Here is a 14,214-nt window from a genome sequence, read left to right as displayed (position 1 = left end):
GATGTGCGGAAGACTCTCGCAATACCGGGGCATTCATGACTTCGTGGCGGTGCTGAGTATTCCCGACGCGCTAATCAACCATGTCGGCGATGAACCGCTGGCCAGATACAACGCCGCGCCGACGAATCAACTCGCGTTGTTTCATCGAGAAAGCAATGGGCTCCAGGCCGACAAGGTGCGCTGGGGATGGCGGCCGCACTGGGCAAAGGATCGTGCGGCGCCGATCAATGCACGGGTGGAGAAAGTCGCCCACGGTCCGTTCTTTCGCGCAATCTGGCCGCACCGCGCGATTGTGCCGATCGACAACTGGTTCGAATGGGTCGATACGCCGGACTCAACGAGACAGCCATGGCTCATCCGGCGGCAGGACCGCGAACCGATTTTTTGCGCCGCGATTGGCCGGTTTCCCACCGATGGCGAGGAACCGAGAGACGACAACGGTTTCGTGATCATTACCGCAGACAGCGCTGGAGGCATGCTCGACATTCACGACCGGCGGCCAGTGGTGTTGTCGCCGGAACTGGCGCGGGAATGGCTCGATCCCGCCACGCCCCCGGAACGCGCCGAACAGATGGCCTTGTTTCAAGGCGAAGGCAGCGAAGTTTTCGAGTGGTACAAGGTTGGCAAGGCTGTAGGCAACGTGAGGAATCAAGACGCGTCGCTGATTGACGAGAGTGCATGAACTTATCAATACCAACAGCCTGACGGCAGCCAATAACTGTTATTTATGCAGACCAATAACTTAAACGTTACACAGACTGTTTCACCCAAGTAACACTTACTGATAGAGGGTGCTTTGCTGTATCAACCGCTTGTCCGACAATTTGATCGTCATACATACATTTAGAATAACTACGGATAGCATGCGCGCCGCATTTCCATTGGCATCGCCCAGTTGACCAACGAGTCAACAACTAAGGAAATCCCAACTACAACAAGCCTTGCAGAGAATTAAATGCGCGACGATTTTGCAATCAATCAAGTCGTTGGTCTGGAGTGCGTTTATCTTTCGACGACAGAGCACTATCGGCTGGACTGTTTCATCGAGCAATACATAAAGACCCGTAACCTGCGATCGGTTCCGGGGATTGACGGCACCTTGCGTTCAACGCTCATACACTATCCCGGCAAGCCGCCGGTCATGGTCAACGAAGTGAACGCATGGATCGACAAGACCCTAGGCTATCGGGCCTCACATCCCGACGAATTGCAACTCGACGACGCTTGAAACGACACGCAGGCCTACGTTTGGCAAAAGAACTGAACGAACCCGTCGTCGCCGTACTCTGAACGGTAGAGGCTCACTGAGCCTCCTCCTTTTTCAGCAGTCCTATTTCTGCATCACACTTTCACCGCAGATCTCTCTGAATTTTCATTCGACGACTAAGCCACTGACCTGGCTGGCTTCACGAGAGATAGATGAGTGAACTCGTCCCCTATGCCGTGCATTACTTATTCGACGGTGTGCGACAGCACTTTTTCAAGATGGCTGTGCATTTTTCCGATGTCGAAGCGATTCATTCGGCGTCTGCGCATGCTTACCCTGAATCCGGCCGCAAGATCGCCGAACACGCCACCCTCGAAGCGGCACGGATCAAAGCACAGCAATTGGGCATTACCCAGATTCGCTGGAATGTGTCGATCTGATTGACTGGCAAAAAAAAGCCCCGCGCATTGGCGGGGCTTTGTTGTATGCGCAGATCGGTCAGAGCGCCTGCTAAAACTTTCTATCAGGTTCTGACAGTTCCTTCCCGTCGTCAGGATGCTTCCAGTCAGGCGTCGAACGTTTCTGCCGCTCGATCTCTTCTTCCGTCGGTTCATCCATGTCTTCATCTTCCGGATCCGGACGCTTTTGTTCAGTTGCCATGCTCACCTCTCTCCCTAAGGGATCAGTCATCAACTTTAAGCGTAGAACAGTTTTGCGCTCCCGGCTCAGAGCCACCAGCGCAGCAAAAAGAAAAAGCCCATGCTCAACAACATACTGAGCAAGGTGTTGCGGGTGTACAGCACCAGCCCCACCGCCACCAGTGAACTGATCAGGTACGGGTTGTCCCATTGCAGGTTCAGCTGTTTATCCGGCATGAACACAATCGGGCCGCAGATCGCGGTCAACATGCCCGGCACCGCAAAGCCGAGGAATTGCCGGGCGTTGCTGCTCAGGCGCAGCGGCAACCGCGGCTCGAGAAATACATAACGGTTGAGGAACACCAGAATCCCCATACCGACAATCACCGCCCAGACCATCATGTGCGTCCACCGTAGAATTTGTTGCAGATGAAGCCCGCCGTCATGCCCGCTAATCCCGACAACACCAGCGCCGAGCCCCATTGCCAGTAACTGAACAACACCGAGCAAAACAGCGAAACCGCCACGCAGACCACGGTAGGTACGTTGCGCACCACCGGGGTGATCAGGGCAATGAAGGTCGCGGCGATGGAGAAGTCCAGGCCCAGATGTTCCAAACCTGGAATGCTGCTGCCCAGCACGATGCCGGCCAGCGTGAAGAGGTTCCAGGCGATGTAAAACGTCAGGCCGACGCCCAGGGCATACCAGCGGTTGAATTGCTGTTTGTCATGCTGGCTGGTCAGGGCGAACAGCTCGTCGGTGAGCAAAAAGCCCAGCCCGGCACGCCAGCGACCCGGCAGCGGGGAAATCACCGAGCGCATGCTCATGCCGTAGAGCAAATGCTGCGACGTCAGCAATAACGTGGTCAGCAGAATTGAAAAGATTCCGGCACCGCCCTTGAGCATGCCGATGGCCACCAATTGCGCCGCCCCGGCAAACACGATGCTCGACAACCCCTGGCCTTGCAGCGGCGTGAGGTTGGCTTCGATGGCCATGGAGCCGGCCAGCAATCCCCACGGCGCGGTCGCCAGGGACAACGGCATGATCGCCGCGGCGCCGCGAAGAAAGGCGCTGCGCGGCATGAGTGAGTGAGTCATAACGCTCTACAAACAGGAAAGACGCCTGACTGTGCCAGCAGTCGCGCCCGATGGCTTGAACAATCTTGCGCACTTGTGCCGATTTTGGTGATTGACAAAATTCCCGCCGACTCTTAAAACTGAGCGCCTCATTCAGGGTGTAAGCAAACATGTCCGCAACCTTCAACCTCAACATTGACGCCATTGGCTTGATTGCCAAGGCGCAAGGTTGCGTTGCGCACGCCCTCAAATCGAAGAAACAGTCGCTCATGTGACCGGGGCGCGCTGTCCCGTCAGATGAGCTGACAGGACATTGAGCGCGACGGGCACCCTCCCCCTGCTTACTTCCTTCTACGCTTCTGACGGTGACGAAATCGGTCAACTTTCAGGAGTAAGTGCATGTCATCGTTTCAAGGTATCTGGGTTCCGCTCGTTACGCCGTTTCAACACGGTGCGATCGATTTCGTCGGGTTGCGCCGACTCGTCAGCCATTTGCTGGACAAAGGCGTCGATGGCCTGGTGGTCTGCGGCACTACCGCTGAAGCGGCGGCACTGAGCAAACATGAACAACTGGCGGTGCTGGATGCCGTGCTTGAATGGGTGCCTGCGGATCAGGTGGTCATGGGGTTGGCCGGCAACAACCTGACCGAACTGCTGCAATTGCAGAGCGAAATCCTCAAGCGGCCACTGGCCGGGTTGCTGGTGCCGCCGCCGTACTACATTCGCCCGTCCCAGGCGGGCCTTGAAGCGTTTTTCAAAACGGTTGCCGATGCGTCCACTGTGCCGATCATTCTGTACGACATCCCGTATCGCACCGGCATCGCCTTCGAACAGGCAACGTTGCTCAACATTGTGGCCCACGAGCGAATCGTCGCGATCAAGGATTGCGGCGGCAATCAGGGCAACACCCTGGCGCTGCTGACCAGCGGCAAGGTCAACGTGTTGTGCGGCGAAGACAACCAGATATTCAGCGCCCTGTGCCTCGGTGCCAAAGGGGCGATTGCCGCCTCGGCGCATGTGCATCCGGAGTTGTTCGTGACGCTGTATCAACAGATCCGCGACCAGCGGTTGGCGGAAGGACGGGCGACGTTTTTCCGGTTGTTGCCGCTGATTCAAAGCCTGTTCATTGAACCCAATCCTGCCCCGGTGAAAACCGCACTGGCCCTTGAAGGCTTGATCGACGACGAACTGCGCGCGCCGATGCAACGCAGCAGTGAGGCCATGGTGCTGCGTCTGAAGGCCGTGCTCGCCGGGCTGGGCAGCAAACAATAGATAGAGCGCCGACGCCCCGCCCGAGTACCATGGAGTGATTCGCATCACGCGTCAGGGAGTCGCCATGCTTTACCGGATCGCCGCCGATGGGCTGGTGCTGTTTCACCTGTTGTTCATTCTGTTCGTGCTGTTCGGCGGGCTGCTGGTGCTCAAATGGCGCCACCTGGCCTGGTGGCACCTGCCGGCCGCAACGTGGGGGATTGCGGTCGAAGTGTTCCACCTGACCTGCCCGCTGACACAGTGGGAAAACCTCATGCGCAGCGCGGCCGGGCAGACCGGCTATGGCGGTGGTTTCATCGAACATTATGTGTGGCCGGTGATTTACCCGGCCGGGTTGACCCCGAGTATTCAGTTGGGACTCGGCGGCGTGGTGCTGGTGATCAACGTGTTGGTCTACGTTCGAGTGTTCAGGCAGCGCAAGTCACGCCGGACGTCCACCCTTTCAAATACCACACGATCCCTGTAGGAGCCGGCTTGCTGGCGATGGCGGCCTCAAATTCAATGCAGCGTTCGAGGGCCTCTTCGCGGGCAAGCCTCGCTCCTACAGGGGTTGAGGTTGGCCTATACATTTCAGGTGGCCGCGATTTTGTTCTCGTGTTCCAGACATTCATTTCCAGGCCGTTCGTTCGAGGATTCAGAACATGTTGTCGATTGAAGACCTGGCGTTGCTGGAGGCCATTCGGGAAACCGGTAGCCTGTCGCGCGCGGCGGTGCACCTGGGCAAGGCGCCATCGACCGTGTCGTATGCGGCGCGGCAACTGGAAGAGCGTTTCGACGCCTTGCTCTTCGATCGCCGCCGCTACCGCTTGCAGCTCACCCCGGCCGGGGAATTGCTGGTGAACGAGGCGGCGCGGCTGATGCAGGACGTCTCGCGCCTGACCCAACGGGTGCAGCAAGTGGCCAATGGCTGGGAGAGTCGGCTGTGGATCGTCACCGACGAACTGCTGGAGTTCGAAACCCTGATCCCGGTGATTCACGAGTTCGATGCGCTGGAGTCCGGCGTGCCGTTGCGCATCACCCAGGAAGTGCTCAAAGGTGTCTGGGAAGCCCTTCGCGAAGGCCGTGCGGACCTGATCATCGGCGCCACCAACGAACCGCCGGCCATCCCTTCCTTGCGCTGGATGCAGTTGGGGGAAATGGAATGGGTGTTTGCGGTCTCACCGAAGCACCCGCTGGCCAAGGCCAAGGAACCGATCTCTCGGGCAACGGTGACGCAACACCGGGCGATTGTCGTGGCCGACTCCTCCAGAGTCACCGAAGGCAGCACTTATGGCGTCTCCGGCGGACAACCCGTGCTCGCCGTGCCGACCATGCGCGCCAAAATCCTCGCCCAGTGCGACGGCCTGGGCGTGGGGTGGCTGCCCAAACATCGGGTCGGCTCGTTACTGAAAAACGGCACGCTGGTCGAAAAACAGATGGCCGACCCGCGCGAGCCGAACATTCTGTATGCCGGCTGGCGTGGCGACCATGACGGTCGCGCCCTGGGTTGGTGGCTGGAAAAACTCAAGCAATCGTACCTGGCGACCCAACTGGTTCAGGGCAGCGGTGGGTTTGTTTGAGTTCAGTTGGCAATGACGCTCATGTTCCTGCCGCTGGCCTTGGCCACGTAAAGCGCCTTGTCCGCAGCGCCCACCAGGTCGTTCGGCTGGGCCTGTGATGCCGGATCGTAAGCGGCGACGCCGATACTGACCGTCACCATGCCTTCTGCGCCTTCACGGTGGGGAATACCGGCCTGCAACACCGCACGACGGATTTTTTCCGCCACCAGAAACGCCCCCACATAGTCAGTCCCTGGCAGCACCGCCGCAAACTCTTCACCGCCGTAGCGCGCCGCCAGATCCCCGGGCCGCTTGATGTTGTCGGTGATGATCGCGCTGATGTTGCGCAAACATTCGTCGCCGGCCACATGACCGTAGTGGTCGTTGAACAGTTTGAAGTGATCGACATCGATCATCAGCAGCGCGAGGCCGCTCAGGCTTCGCCGGGCGCGACCCATTTCCGAGTGGATGAACAGGTCGAACTGACGCCGGTTGGACAGCCCCGTCAGCGCGTCTTCCAGAGCCAGCAATTCCAGGCCGCGATTGACCTCGAGCAGTTTGTCCTGAGCGTCCAGCAGTTGGTTCTGAATGCGGTTCTGCTGCTTCATCAGATTGATCAGGCGAAAACCCAGTACACCGACAAAACCCAGCAAAAGCGTAACGATGCCAGCACTGAGCAAAGACTCCTCACGCCAGCCGTCCAGGACTTCCTCCTTGTCGAGAGCGGTGAAAACAACCAGCGGATACCCCTCGACCCGGCGAAATCCCACCACCCGCACAACGCCATCTACCATGGATTTGAATGTTGCCGTCCCTGAACTCCCCGAGGGCAACAACTGCTTGAACAGCGGGCTGTTGGCGAGGCTGGTGCCGATATCCGCTTCGTTGAACGGCCGGCGAACGATGATGGTGGCGTCGTCGGCGATCAGGTTGATTACGCCGTTGCGGCCCATGTCGATGCTGTCGTACAGGGTCAGGAAATGATTGAGATAAATCGTCGCCAGCGCCACACCGGCAAAACTCCCATCGGCATGATTGATCCGGCGCGACACCGTCATGATCCATTCGCCGCTGGAGCGGCTTTTGATCGATGGGCCGATATGAGGCCCACGGTCGGGATGATCGCGATGGAAGATGAAATATTCACGGTCGGCATTGTTGGCATCGGTCAGGGCGGCGCCATTGGAATTGGCAATCCAGCGCCCCGTTTCGTCATAGACGAACAGGCCATGCAACTGACTCAACTCACTGCGCTGGGCGCTGAGCAGACGCTCCAGATGTGGCAGCCCGGCCGGGTCGAAGCCGTCGTTTTCGAGGCGTTCCACCAGCGTAAACAGCAGCGTATCGGCCTGCTTGATCGTCGCCTGCGCTTGCGAGGCCAGGGTCTGCGCAAGGTTGGACATCGCCACTTCCTTGTCATGCAGATGATACTGGCGCGAACTCCACGCTTCCCAGATCACGATGACAATCATGGACAGGCACACTGCAACAAGCAGTACCACCGCGGAGCGTACCTTGATCCTGGCCCCGGCCTGTTCGGTGACCAAAGGCACGCTGTGGCGCAATTGTTCAATTCGGTCTTTGACAGACGGGTTACCCATGACGCTCCCTGAATCCTGATGAATGGCGACTGATCCCGTTCGCCTTTTTATTATCAATGTGCCTTGGTCCTGTACCGGTTAGCGTGGCGTCTGTTTCACGGCCTCAAGCCACGCCGGGTTCAATTGTGTCTGTTCGGTCTCGATGCCCAGCGCTTCCATTCGTGCCTTGTGCAGGTCCATTTCACGTATCAATTGGCTGTGATCACTGGAGTTACCGTCCAGTTGGTGCATCTGGCTCAGCCCCAGGTGATAAAAACGCAGCAGCTTCATGGCACTCGGATCACCCGCGTCCACCGCCGCCGTCACCTGGTGCATGACGTTGGTGATGCTCATCAGGCTGCGTTTGAGCTGCCAGCCGTAGACCGCCGGCGCCATCCACTCCTGGGTCCAGAATTTGCCGCGCATCAGCGCCGCCATCAACAACACCGCGACAAACACGCCACCCACGTTGAAGCGTAGATTGTCGCCCCCCGGTTCGCCGAACATCGCCACCGCCGCGGTGGACAAAACCATCGCCAGGGCGAGGAAAACCAGGGCGATGATGATCGTGCTGCGGCGCGTCTGGCTTCGATAGATTTCTGGGTTCTGCGGCTGGATTTCAAACATCGCGACGGGGTTCCTCAGGCGGCGTGAGCAAAAAGACTGCGGGGCATTATCGCCTCTGCGAGGGATTTAGCTATGCTGGGGCTCCTTTTCATCTTTTCATCGTCAAAGGGGAACATGGCGATACTGCGCAGTTCGTGCCATCTTCTTTCGTGGATACATACTATTCGGATGTCATGCGTCCTCGGCGGGTGACATCGTTTTAAGGATCATTGAATGTCCCAACGACAAGTAATCAACGCTTCGGTCAGCCCCAAAGGTAGCCTGGAAACCCTCTCTCAACGTGAAGTACAGCAACTGAGCGAAGCCGGATCCGGCAGCACCTATACCCTCTTCCGCCAGTGCGCCCTGGCCATTCTGAATACCGGCGCCCATGTCGATAACGCCAAGACCATCCTCGAAGCCTACAAGGACTTCGAAATCCGCATTCACCAACAAGACCGCGGTGTACGCCTTGAACTGCTGAACGCCCCGGCCGACGCATTCGTCGATGGCGAAATGATCGCCAGCACCCGGGAAATGCTGTTCAGCGCCCTGCGCGACATCGTCTACACCGAAAACGAACTCGACAGCCAGCGCATCGACCTGAGCAATTCCCAGGGCATCAGCGACTACGTGTTCCACCTGCTGCGCAACGCCCGCACCCTGCGCCCCGGCGTCGAGCCGAAAATCGTAGTGTGCTGGGGTGGCCACTCGATCAACACCGAAGAATACAAATACACCAAGAAAGTCGGCCACGAACTGGGCCTGCGCAGCCTCGACATCTGCACCGGTTGCGGCCCCGGCGTGATGAAAGGCCCGATGAAAGGCGCGACCATCGCCCATGCCAAACAACGCATTCACGGTGGCCGTTACCTCGGCTTGACCGAGCCCGGCATCATCGCCGCCGAAGCGCCGAACCCGATCGTCAATGAGCTGGTGATTCTGCCGGACATCGAGAAACGCCTGGAAGCGTTCGTGCGTGTCGGCCATGGCATCATCATTTTCCCTGGCGGCGCGGGCACGGCTGAAGAGTTCCTGTACCTGCTCGGCATCCTGATGCACCCGGACAACAAGGGCCTGCCCTTCCCGGTCATCCTCACCGGGCCGAAACACGCGGCGCCGTATCTGGAACAACTGGACGCGTTCGTCGGCGCCACCCTGGGTGACGCAGCGAAGCAGCATTACGAGATCATCATCGACGACCCGGCTGAAGTCGCGCGGCAGATGACTGCTGGCCTCAAAGCGGTGAAACAGTTCCGCCGCGAGCGCAACGACGCGTTCCATTTCAACTGGCTGCTGAAGATCGACGAGGGCTTCCAGCGCCCATTCGACCCGACCCACGAAAACATGGCCAACCTGAAACTGAGCCGCAGCCTGCCGGCCCATGAACTGGCCGCCAACCTGCGTCGCGCGTTCTCCGGCATCGTCGCCGGCAACGTCAAGGACAAGGGGATCCGCCTGATCGAAGAACACGGGCCGTACCAGATCCGTGGCGATGCGGCGGTGATGCAGCCGCTGGATCAGTTGCTCAAGGCTTTCGTGGCCCAGCACCGGATGAAACTGCCGGGCGGCGCGGCGTATGTGCCGTGTTATCGCGTGGTGGCATAACCAAACCCTGTAGGAGCCAGCTTGCTGGCGATGAGGCCTTGCATCAAAGCAATGGTCGAGGGCCTCTTCGCGGGCAAGCCTCGCTCCTACAGAGTCGGGGTTGACCCATACCGCGACTTTGTAGGAGCCGGCTTGCTGGCGATGGGGCCCTAAAGCCTTGCGCTGCGCATCAAGCCGGTTCCGTTTTACAGGTTGTCCGCGTCGATCACAGCCTTGGCAAAGGCTTGCGGATCTTCCTGCGGCAAGTTGTGGCCGATGCCGCCGCTGATGAGGCGGTATTCGTATTTGCCGGTAAAACGCTTGGCGTAATCCTCGGCGGCCGGATGCGGCGCGCCGTTGGCATCGCCTTCCATGGTGATGGTCGGCACCGTAATCACCGGGGCCTTGGCCAGTTGCTGCTCCAGCGCTTCATACTGGGGTTCGCCCTGCACCATGCCCAACCGCCAGCGATAGTTGAAAATCGTGATAGCGACGTGATCCGGGTTGTCCAGGGCCGCCGCGCTGCGGTCGAACGTTGCGTCGTCGAAGCGCCATTTTGGCGATGCCAGCTCCCAGATCAACTTGGCGAAGTCGTGACGATTCTTTTCGTAGCCAGCTTGGCCGCGCTCGGTTGCGAAATAGAACTGGTACCACCATTGCAACTCGGCCTTAGGCGGCAACGGGTTCTTGCCCGCAGCCTGATTGCCGATCAGATAACCGCTGACGGCGACCAGCGCCTCGACCCGCTCCGGCCAAAGTGCGGCAACGATGTCCGCCGAGCGTGCGCCCCAGTCGTAGCCACCCAGCACCGCTTTCTTGATCTTCAGTGCATCCATGAAGTCGATGACATCACTGGCCAACGCCGCAGGCTGGCCGTTGCGAACAGTCTTGTCGGACAGGAAATGCGTGTCACCGTAGCCCCGTGCGTATGGGATCAACACCCGGTAACCCTTGGCCGCCAACAACGGCGCCACTTCGCTGTAGCTGTGAATGTCGTACGGCCAGCCGTGCAGAAGAATCACCACCGGCCCATCGGCGGGGCCGACTTCGGCGTACGCCACACTCAGCAACCCGGCATTGACATGCTTGAGCGGGCCGAACGTGTCCGCCTTGAGGGTCGCCGCACTCGCCACCACGGGCTCGGCAGTCGCGGCTTGCGCACTGGCAGCCCCGAGAGCACCGAGTTGCATCAGCGCGAACGCGAGGACCGAGGGGCCAAGGAAACGGCGACGACGCGAGGCGGAAGTACTGCTCAACACATTGATCTTCATGGTGATATCCCTGCAAGTCATTGATCGGGTGTTTGGACGACATGAATCAGCCATCGCGGGGCGCTAAGCAAACGGTGCGTTGCTCGACATCGACTGCGATGAGCGTAGTGGAAAGATCAGCCGCCCTGATTCGCGCAGTCTGCGAATTTGCTGTACCCGGCGACTTTCTGTGCGCCATTGGAATCGAGGTAGGTCAGGCGGGCATCGACAATGCCGCAGGTGCCGCCGCCGTTGTCGACAATGGAAACAACCTTCTTGATATCCAGGTGCGTGCCGTACGCAGTGGTCTGCGCCGGCGCTTGAACATCGGCATGAGCCGAAAATGCGGCAACGTTCAGGACGGCGAAGAAGCTGGCGGCAATCAGTTTTTTCCAGTTCATGATGAATTCCTCAGGGTTGCAATGGGCAATGGTTGCGAGGCAAACCGTGTTGTCTCGATGGAGCCCATTTAATCGACCCGAGGTATCTGCCATGTGTCTTAGAACCCGCGGAATTAAGGCGTAAGGTGTCAAACAGGGCAGCGGATACACTGTGATACAAAGCCTGTGGGCAGGTGCACCGTGGCTGCCTAGAATGCGCAACGTGCGAATAACAAGAGGGTTGAGCAATGGAACATGTAAACCACATTCTGATCGTCGACGACGACCGGGAGATTCGCGAGCTGGTCGGCAATTACCTGAAGAAGAACGGCCTGCGCACCACGGTGGTTGCCGACGGCCGGCAGATGCGCAGTTTTCTGGAAACCAATCAGGTGGACCTGATCGTGCTGGACATCATGATGCCCGGCGATGACGGCCTGGTGCTGTGCCGCGAGTTGCGCTCGGGTAAACATAAAGCGACGCCGATCCTGATGCTCACCGCACGCAACGACGAAACCGATCGCATCCTTGGCCTGGAAATGGGCGCCGACGACTACCTGACCAAACCCTTCGCCGCCCGCGAGTTGCTGGCGCGGATCAACGCCGTATTGCGCCGTACGCGAATGCTGCCGCCCAACCTGCTGATCACCGAAAGTGGCCGACTATTGGGTTTCGGCCGCTGGCGCCTCGACACGACTGCCCGCCATCTACTCGACGAAGACAACACGATGGTCGCTCTCAGTGGTGCCGAGTACCGCTTGTTGCGCGTATTCCTCGATCACCCGCAACGGGTACTCAGCCGCGACCAGTTGCTCAACCTGACCCAGGGACGCGATGCCGACCTGTTCGATCGCTCAATCGATTTGCTGGTGAGCCGTTTGCGCCAACGCTTGATGGATGACTCGCGCGAGTCGACTTACATCAAGACCGTGCGCAGCGAAGGCTATGTATTCTCCTACCCGGTGGAAATGCTCGGCGCAGAATCATGAAGCGTGCCTGGCGCTGAACACGATCGCCCTTCACATCAGAAGGGTTTTGTATCCGTCTGTATAAGAACCCGCTGCAGATACGCAGACAGCGATTTCGCCGGGTTCGAGCACACATCACCGATACACCCGGGCGTTTAACTGTGATCACCGGATAGCAGCAGCTACCGACCCACTCAAACTAAACGCACGGAGAATCACCATGATCAATTTCTCGAAAGTTTCTTCCCTGGCACTCGGTCTGGCACTGGTCGGTGGTCTCGGCCTGTCGAATCTGGCCTCGGCCAGCACCGTAAGCGCGGTGTCCCACGGCCAGATCCAGCAACTGCTGGTGGAAGGTGGCTCGGACCGGCTGCAACAGAACCGCGTGGCTGAAGGTGGCGCCGATCGTTTGCAAGAGCTGCGCGAACGTGTTGCTGAAGGCGGTGCCGATCGCCTGCAAGAGCTCCGCGAACGTGTCGCCGAAGGAGGTGCCGATCGCCTGCAAGAACTGCGTGAACGTGTCGCCCTGATCAGCCCGGACAACGCCGTACGCGGCGGCGTGATCGTGGCGGAAAACCGCGCAGAGTTCGGTTCGAAATATCAGCGGTATTGATCGCGATCTACGTCGCAACAAAGATCCCCTGTGGGAGTGATACCCATAAATCCTCAGGTCTGACGCAAAAGCCCGCTCAATTGCGCGGGACAGTGACTGCACGCTCGTACTAAGCTTTGTGCCACATTCGATCAAGGACGATTCATGAAGCGCATCGCCGTTTGCCTGCTGTCTCTTTTGACGTTCACTGCGGTCGCGGCAGACCTGAACATGCTGACTGACAACCACCCGCCCCTGCACTTCCAGCAGGGTAATCAACTGGTGGGGTTTGGCGTGGATGTGGTGCAGGCACTGGCCGACATGGCTGGCGACCAGGTGCACTTTCAGCAAGTCCCGCTACTGCGCGCCTTGCACGTGGCCAGCACCGAGCCCGCCACGGGGGTGTTCACCGTGTTGCGCACTGCCGAGCGTGATGGCCAGTATCAGTGGGTCGGTCCGCTGATGGAGGTGGAAACCGCTCTGTATTCCACTGAAAGTACCCGGCAACCGGTGCGCAGTCTGCTGGAGGCCGGTCATCAGGGCCGCATTGCCGTTCCGCGAAAATGGCTGGTCTACAGCTACTTGCAGAAGCAGGATGTGAACAATCTGTACGGCGTGGAAACCCCCGAACAAATGATGCGTCTGGCCCGCCTGGGTCGCGCGGAGTTCGTGGTGGCCGACACCCTTTCCGTCGCTACCATGGCCCGTGAAGAAGGAGTGCCACCCGAGCAGTTGCACTACCAGATACCGCTGATGAAGGAAGCCACGTATATCGCTTTTTCGCCGTTGACCGACCCGCGTCAGATTGCGCGCTGGCAACAGGCGCTGAACACGATGCGCCAGGACGGGCGCCTGGAACAGCTCAAGCAGCGCTGGCTGGCAGACCGTACACCACGCTGACGGCGTGGATCAACGTTCTCGATAAAGACTATGCGTGAGGGTGTTTTTTCATCGTGATGCTCCAGGACTACTGTGGGCCCATCTTCTTCCCACAGTTCTGGAGCAACATCATGAAAAGCATTATTGGTCTTGGTTTCGTCCTTTCGGTTCTTGGTGCTACATCGGCCATCGCGGCGCCTCACGCTTCTTTGCCAGTGGTGGCGGCGGCGAAGGTCAGTCAGCCGGCTACGTTGAATGTGAATACGGTTGGTGTTGATCGTAAAGACACTCAGGCGAGTACGTTGTATGTCGCTGAAAACCGTCCTGAGTTTGGGTCCAAGTATCAGCGTTATTGATTGGCTGGTTTGTGCGGCTTTGAATAGGAAACCCCGGGAGGATTTGGTCTTTTCGGGGTTTCTTTGTTTGGGGGCATATCCGTTTTTTTTGTGATGGCTGATATTGGTTTCGCCCTTACGGCGAGTCACTTGGAAGAGCCCCAAGTAACCAAGGGCTCTTGCCCCTTTCGTTCGGTGCCTCGCTGTGGCTCGGCATGCCCTCGCTCCGGTCCTGCTCCGTGGGCCCGCCGCCATCGGCCATCCCTGGCCGGGGGCGGCTAACCCGGCATCCATGCCGGGTTGCCC

The 14,214-nt window shown here is 58.9% G+C and carries 18 protein-coding genes; 11 read left to right on the top strand and 7 right to left on the bottom strand.

What is annotated here, in order from left to right; translation table 11 throughout:
* Position 1: 1 nt before the first annotated feature.
* From IB245_RS27180 to IB245_RS27170, 3 genes are all read left to right on the top strand, one after another.
* Positions 2 to 682, top strand: a complete 681-nt coding sequence (locus tag IB245_RS27180) for an SOS response-associated peptidase (protein WP_192229229.1) — start codon at positions 2 to 4, stop codon at positions 680 to 682.
* Between the two features lie 273 nt (positions 683 to 955).
* Positions 956 to 1,228, top strand: a complete 273-nt coding sequence (locus IB245_RS27175; RefSeq protein WP_192229228.1) for a hypothetical protein — start codon at positions 956 to 958, stop codon at positions 1,226 to 1,228.
* A 191-nt stretch (positions 1,229 to 1,419) separates the two neighbouring features.
* On the top strand, positions 1,420 to 1,647 hold the full coding sequence (locus tag IB245_RS27170; RefSeq protein ID WP_192229227.1) for a DUF6555 family protein: 228 nt from the start codon (positions 1,420 to 1,422) through the stop codon (positions 1,645 to 1,647).
* A gap of 70 nt (positions 1,648 to 1,717) precedes the next feature.
* On the opposite strand, the gene IB245_RS27165 is transcribed toward IB245_RS27170, so the two are convergent.
* From IB245_RS27165 to IB245_RS27155, 3 genes are all read right to left on the bottom strand, one after another.
* Positions 1,718 to 1,867: a hypothetical protein gene (locus IB245_RS27165; RefSeq protein WP_008043229.1), complete on the bottom strand. Its 150-nt coding sequence runs from the start codon at positions 1,865 to 1,867 to the stop codon at positions 1,718 to 1,720.
* 65 nt (positions 1,868 to 1,932) lie between these two features.
* Positions 1,933 to 2,244 (bottom strand): AzlD domain-containing protein, encoded by a 312-nt coding sequence (locus IB245_RS27160; protein ID WP_167362959.1) that lies wholly within the window; start codon positions 2,242 to 2,244, stop codon positions 1,933 to 1,935.
* Positions 2,244 to 2,942, bottom strand: coding sequence for an AzlC family ABC transporter permease (locus IB245_RS27155; protein WP_032828797.1), 699 nt, complete (start codon positions 2,940 to 2,942; stop codon positions 2,244 to 2,246). The genes IB245_RS27160 and IB245_RS27155 overlap by 1 nt, the downstream gene beginning before the upstream one ends.
* A 378-nt stretch (positions 2,943 to 3,320) precedes the next feature.
* Here IB245_RS27155 and dapA point away from each other — a divergent pair, with 378 nt between their 5' ends.
* The 3 genes from dapA to IB245_RS27140 all read left to right on the top strand — a co-directional run bounded on the left by dapA (position 3,321) and on the right by IB245_RS27140 (position 5,752).
* A complete protein-coding gene (dapA, locus tag IB245_RS27150) occupies positions 3,321 to 4,193 on the top strand; it encodes a 4-hydroxy-tetrahydrodipicolinate synthase (RefSeq protein WP_192229226.1) in 873 nt (290 codons plus the stop codon).
* A gap of 64 nt (positions 4,194 to 4,257) precedes the next feature.
* Positions 4,258 to 4,659, top strand: coding sequence for a DUF2784 domain-containing protein (locus IB245_RS27145; RefSeq protein WP_008030239.1), 402 nt, complete (start codon positions 4,258 to 4,260; stop codon positions 4,657 to 4,659).
* 175 nt (positions 4,660 to 4,834) lie between these two features.
* Positions 4,835 to 5,752, top strand: coding sequence for a LysR family transcriptional regulator (locus IB245_RS27140; RefSeq protein WP_008043223.1), 918 nt, complete (start codon positions 4,835 to 4,837; stop codon positions 5,750 to 5,752).
* 2 nt (positions 5,753 to 5,754) lie between these two features.
* On the opposite strand, the gene IB245_RS27135 is transcribed toward IB245_RS27140, so the two are convergent.
* Both IB245_RS27135 and IB245_RS27130 read right to left on the bottom strand, forming a co-directional pair.
* Positions 5,755 to 7,332, bottom strand: coding sequence for a sensor domain-containing diguanylate cyclase (locus IB245_RS27135; RefSeq protein WP_192229225.1), 1,578 nt, complete (start codon positions 7,330 to 7,332; stop codon positions 5,755 to 5,757).
* Between the two features lie 78 nt (positions 7,333 to 7,410).
* Positions 7,411 to 7,938, bottom strand: a complete 528-nt coding sequence (locus tag IB245_RS27130; RefSeq protein ID WP_192229224.1) for a DUF3087 domain-containing protein — start codon at positions 7,936 to 7,938, stop codon at positions 7,411 to 7,413.
* Positions 7,939 to 8,151: 213 nt separating this feature from the next.
* On the opposite strand from IB245_RS27130, the gene ppnN reads away from it, so the two are divergent.
* Positions 8,152 to 9,525 carry a nucleotide 5'-monophosphate nucleosidase PpnN gene (ppnN, locus tag IB245_RS27125; protein WP_008034560.1) on the top strand — a complete coding sequence of 458 codons (1,374 nt, stop codon included), beginning with the start codon at positions 8,152 to 8,154 and terminating at the stop codon, positions 9,523 to 9,525.
* Between the two features lie 185 nt (positions 9,526 to 9,710).
* Here the strand turns inward: ppnN and IB245_RS27120 are convergent, their stop codons facing one another.
* Both IB245_RS27120 and IB245_RS27115 read right to left on the bottom strand, forming a co-directional pair.
* Positions 9,711 to 10,775, bottom strand: a complete 1,065-nt coding sequence (locus IB245_RS27120; RefSeq protein ID WP_008043220.1) for an alpha/beta fold hydrolase — start codon at positions 10,773 to 10,775, stop codon at positions 9,711 to 9,713.
* A gap of 116 nt (positions 10,776 to 10,891) precedes the next feature.
* Positions 10,892 to 11,155 carry a DUF2790 domain-containing protein gene (locus IB245_RS27115; RefSeq protein WP_008043219.1) on the bottom strand — a complete coding sequence of 88 codons (264 nt, stop codon included), beginning with the start codon at positions 11,153 to 11,155 and terminating at the stop codon, positions 10,892 to 10,894.
* Between the two features lie 227 nt (positions 11,156 to 11,382).
* Here IB245_RS27115 and IB245_RS27110 point away from each other — a divergent pair, with 227 nt between their 5' ends.
* The 4 genes from IB245_RS27110 (at position 11,383) to IB245_RS27095 (ending at position 13,929) form a co-directional block, all read left to right on the top strand.
* Positions 11,383 to 12,123 carry a response regulator gene (locus tag IB245_RS27110; protein WP_192229223.1) on the top strand — a complete coding sequence of 247 codons (741 nt, stop codon included), beginning with the start codon at positions 11,383 to 11,385 and terminating at the stop codon, positions 12,121 to 12,123.
* Positions 12,124 to 12,322: 199 nt separating this feature from the next.
* Positions 12,323 to 12,715: a hypothetical protein gene (locus tag IB245_RS27105; protein ID WP_008043215.1), complete on the top strand. Its 393-nt coding sequence runs from the start codon at positions 12,323 to 12,325 to the stop codon at positions 12,713 to 12,715.
* 144 nt (positions 12,716 to 12,859) lie between these two features.
* Positions 12,860 to 13,594 (top strand): substrate-binding periplasmic protein, encoded by a 735-nt coding sequence (locus IB245_RS27100; protein ID WP_008043213.1) that lies wholly within the window; start codon positions 12,860 to 12,862, stop codon positions 13,592 to 13,594.
* Positions 13,595 to 13,704: 110 nt separating this feature from the next.
* A complete protein-coding gene (locus IB245_RS27095; RefSeq protein WP_192229222.1) occupies positions 13,705 to 13,929 on the top strand; it encodes a hypothetical protein in 225 nt (74 codons plus the stop codon).
* Positions 13,930 to 14,214: the final 285 nt, after the last annotated feature.

Origin of the sequence: Pseudomonas sp. PDM02, assembly GCF_014852285.1 — a bacterium.
GTDB classification, from domain to species: domain Bacteria; phylum Pseudomonadota; class Gammaproteobacteria; order Pseudomonadales; family Pseudomonadaceae; genus Aquipseudomonas; species Aquipseudomonas migulae.
This window is presented reverse-complemented; position numbering and strand designations above follow the sequence as displayed.

What these genes read in the sequence shown, in the direction of transcription:
- IB245_RS27165 (WP_008043229.1), bottom strand. Translation starts at nt 1,867, where the DNA reads ATGGCAACTGAACAAAAGCGTCCGGATCCGGAAGATGAAGACATGGAT.
- IB245_RS27100 (WP_008043213.1), top strand. Translation starts at nt 12,860, where the DNA reads ATGAAGCGCATCGCCGTTTGCCTGCTGTCTCTTTTGACGTTCACTGCG.
- IB245_RS27170 (WP_192229227.1), top strand. Translation starts at nt 1,420, where the DNA reads ATGAGTGAACTCGTCCCCTATGCCGTGCATTACTTATTCGACGGTGTG.
- IB245_RS27130 (WP_192229224.1), bottom strand. Translation starts at nt 7,938, where the DNA reads ATGTTTGAAATCCAGCCGCAGAACCCAGAAATCTATCGAAGCCAGACG.
- IB245_RS27145 (WP_008030239.1), top strand. Translation starts at nt 4,258, where the DNA reads ATGCTTTACCGGATCGCCGCCGATGGGCTGGTGCTGTTTCACCTGTTG.
- IB245_RS27135 (WP_192229225.1), bottom strand. Translation starts at nt 7,332, where the DNA reads ATGGGTAACCCGTCTGTCAAAGACCGAATTGAACAATTGCGCCACAGC.
- IB245_RS27105 (WP_008043215.1), top strand. Translation starts at nt 12,323, where the DNA reads ATGATCAATTTCTCGAAAGTTTCTTCCCTGGCACTCGGTCTGGCACTG.
- IB245_RS27140 (WP_008043223.1), top strand. Translation starts at nt 4,835, where the DNA reads ATGTTGTCGATTGAAGACCTGGCGTTGCTGGAGGCCATTCGGGAAACC.
- IB245_RS27175 (WP_192229228.1), top strand. Translation starts at nt 956, where the DNA reads ATGCGCGACGATTTTGCAATCAATCAAGTCGTTGGTCTGGAGTGCGTT.
- IB245_RS27160 (WP_167362959.1), bottom strand. Translation starts at nt 2,244, where the DNA reads ATGGTCTGGGCGGTGATTGTCGGTATGGGGATTCTGGTGTTCCTCAAC.
- IB245_RS27095 (WP_192229222.1), top strand. Translation starts at nt 13,705, where the DNA reads ATGAAAAGCATTATTGGTCTTGGTTTCGTCCTTTCGGTTCTTGGTGCT.
- dapA (WP_192229226.1), top strand. Translation starts at nt 3,321, where the DNA reads ATGTCATCGTTTCAAGGTATCTGGGTTCCGCTCGTTACGCCGTTTCAA.
- IB245_RS27120 (WP_008043220.1), bottom strand. Translation starts at nt 10,775, where the DNA reads ATGAAGATCAATGTGTTGAGCAGTACTTCCGCCTCGCGTCGTCGCCGT.
- IB245_RS27155 (WP_032828797.1), bottom strand. Translation starts at nt 2,942, where the DNA reads ATGACTCACTCACTCATGCCGCGCAGCGCCTTTCTTCGCGGCGCCGCG.
- IB245_RS27110 (WP_192229223.1), top strand. Translation starts at nt 11,383, where the DNA reads ATGGAACATGTAAACCACATTCTGATCGTCGACGACGACCGGGAGATT.
- IB245_RS27180 (WP_192229229.1), top strand. Translation starts at nt 2, where the DNA reads ATGTGCGGAAGACTCTCGCAATACCGGGGCATTCATGACTTCGTGGCG.
- ppnN (WP_008034560.1), top strand. Translation starts at nt 8,152, where the DNA reads ATGTCCCAACGACAAGTAATCAACGCTTCGGTCAGCCCCAAAGGTAGC.
- IB245_RS27115 (WP_008043219.1), bottom strand. Translation starts at nt 11,155, where the DNA reads ATGAACTGGAAAAAACTGATTGCCGCCAGCTTCTTCGCCGTCCTGAAC.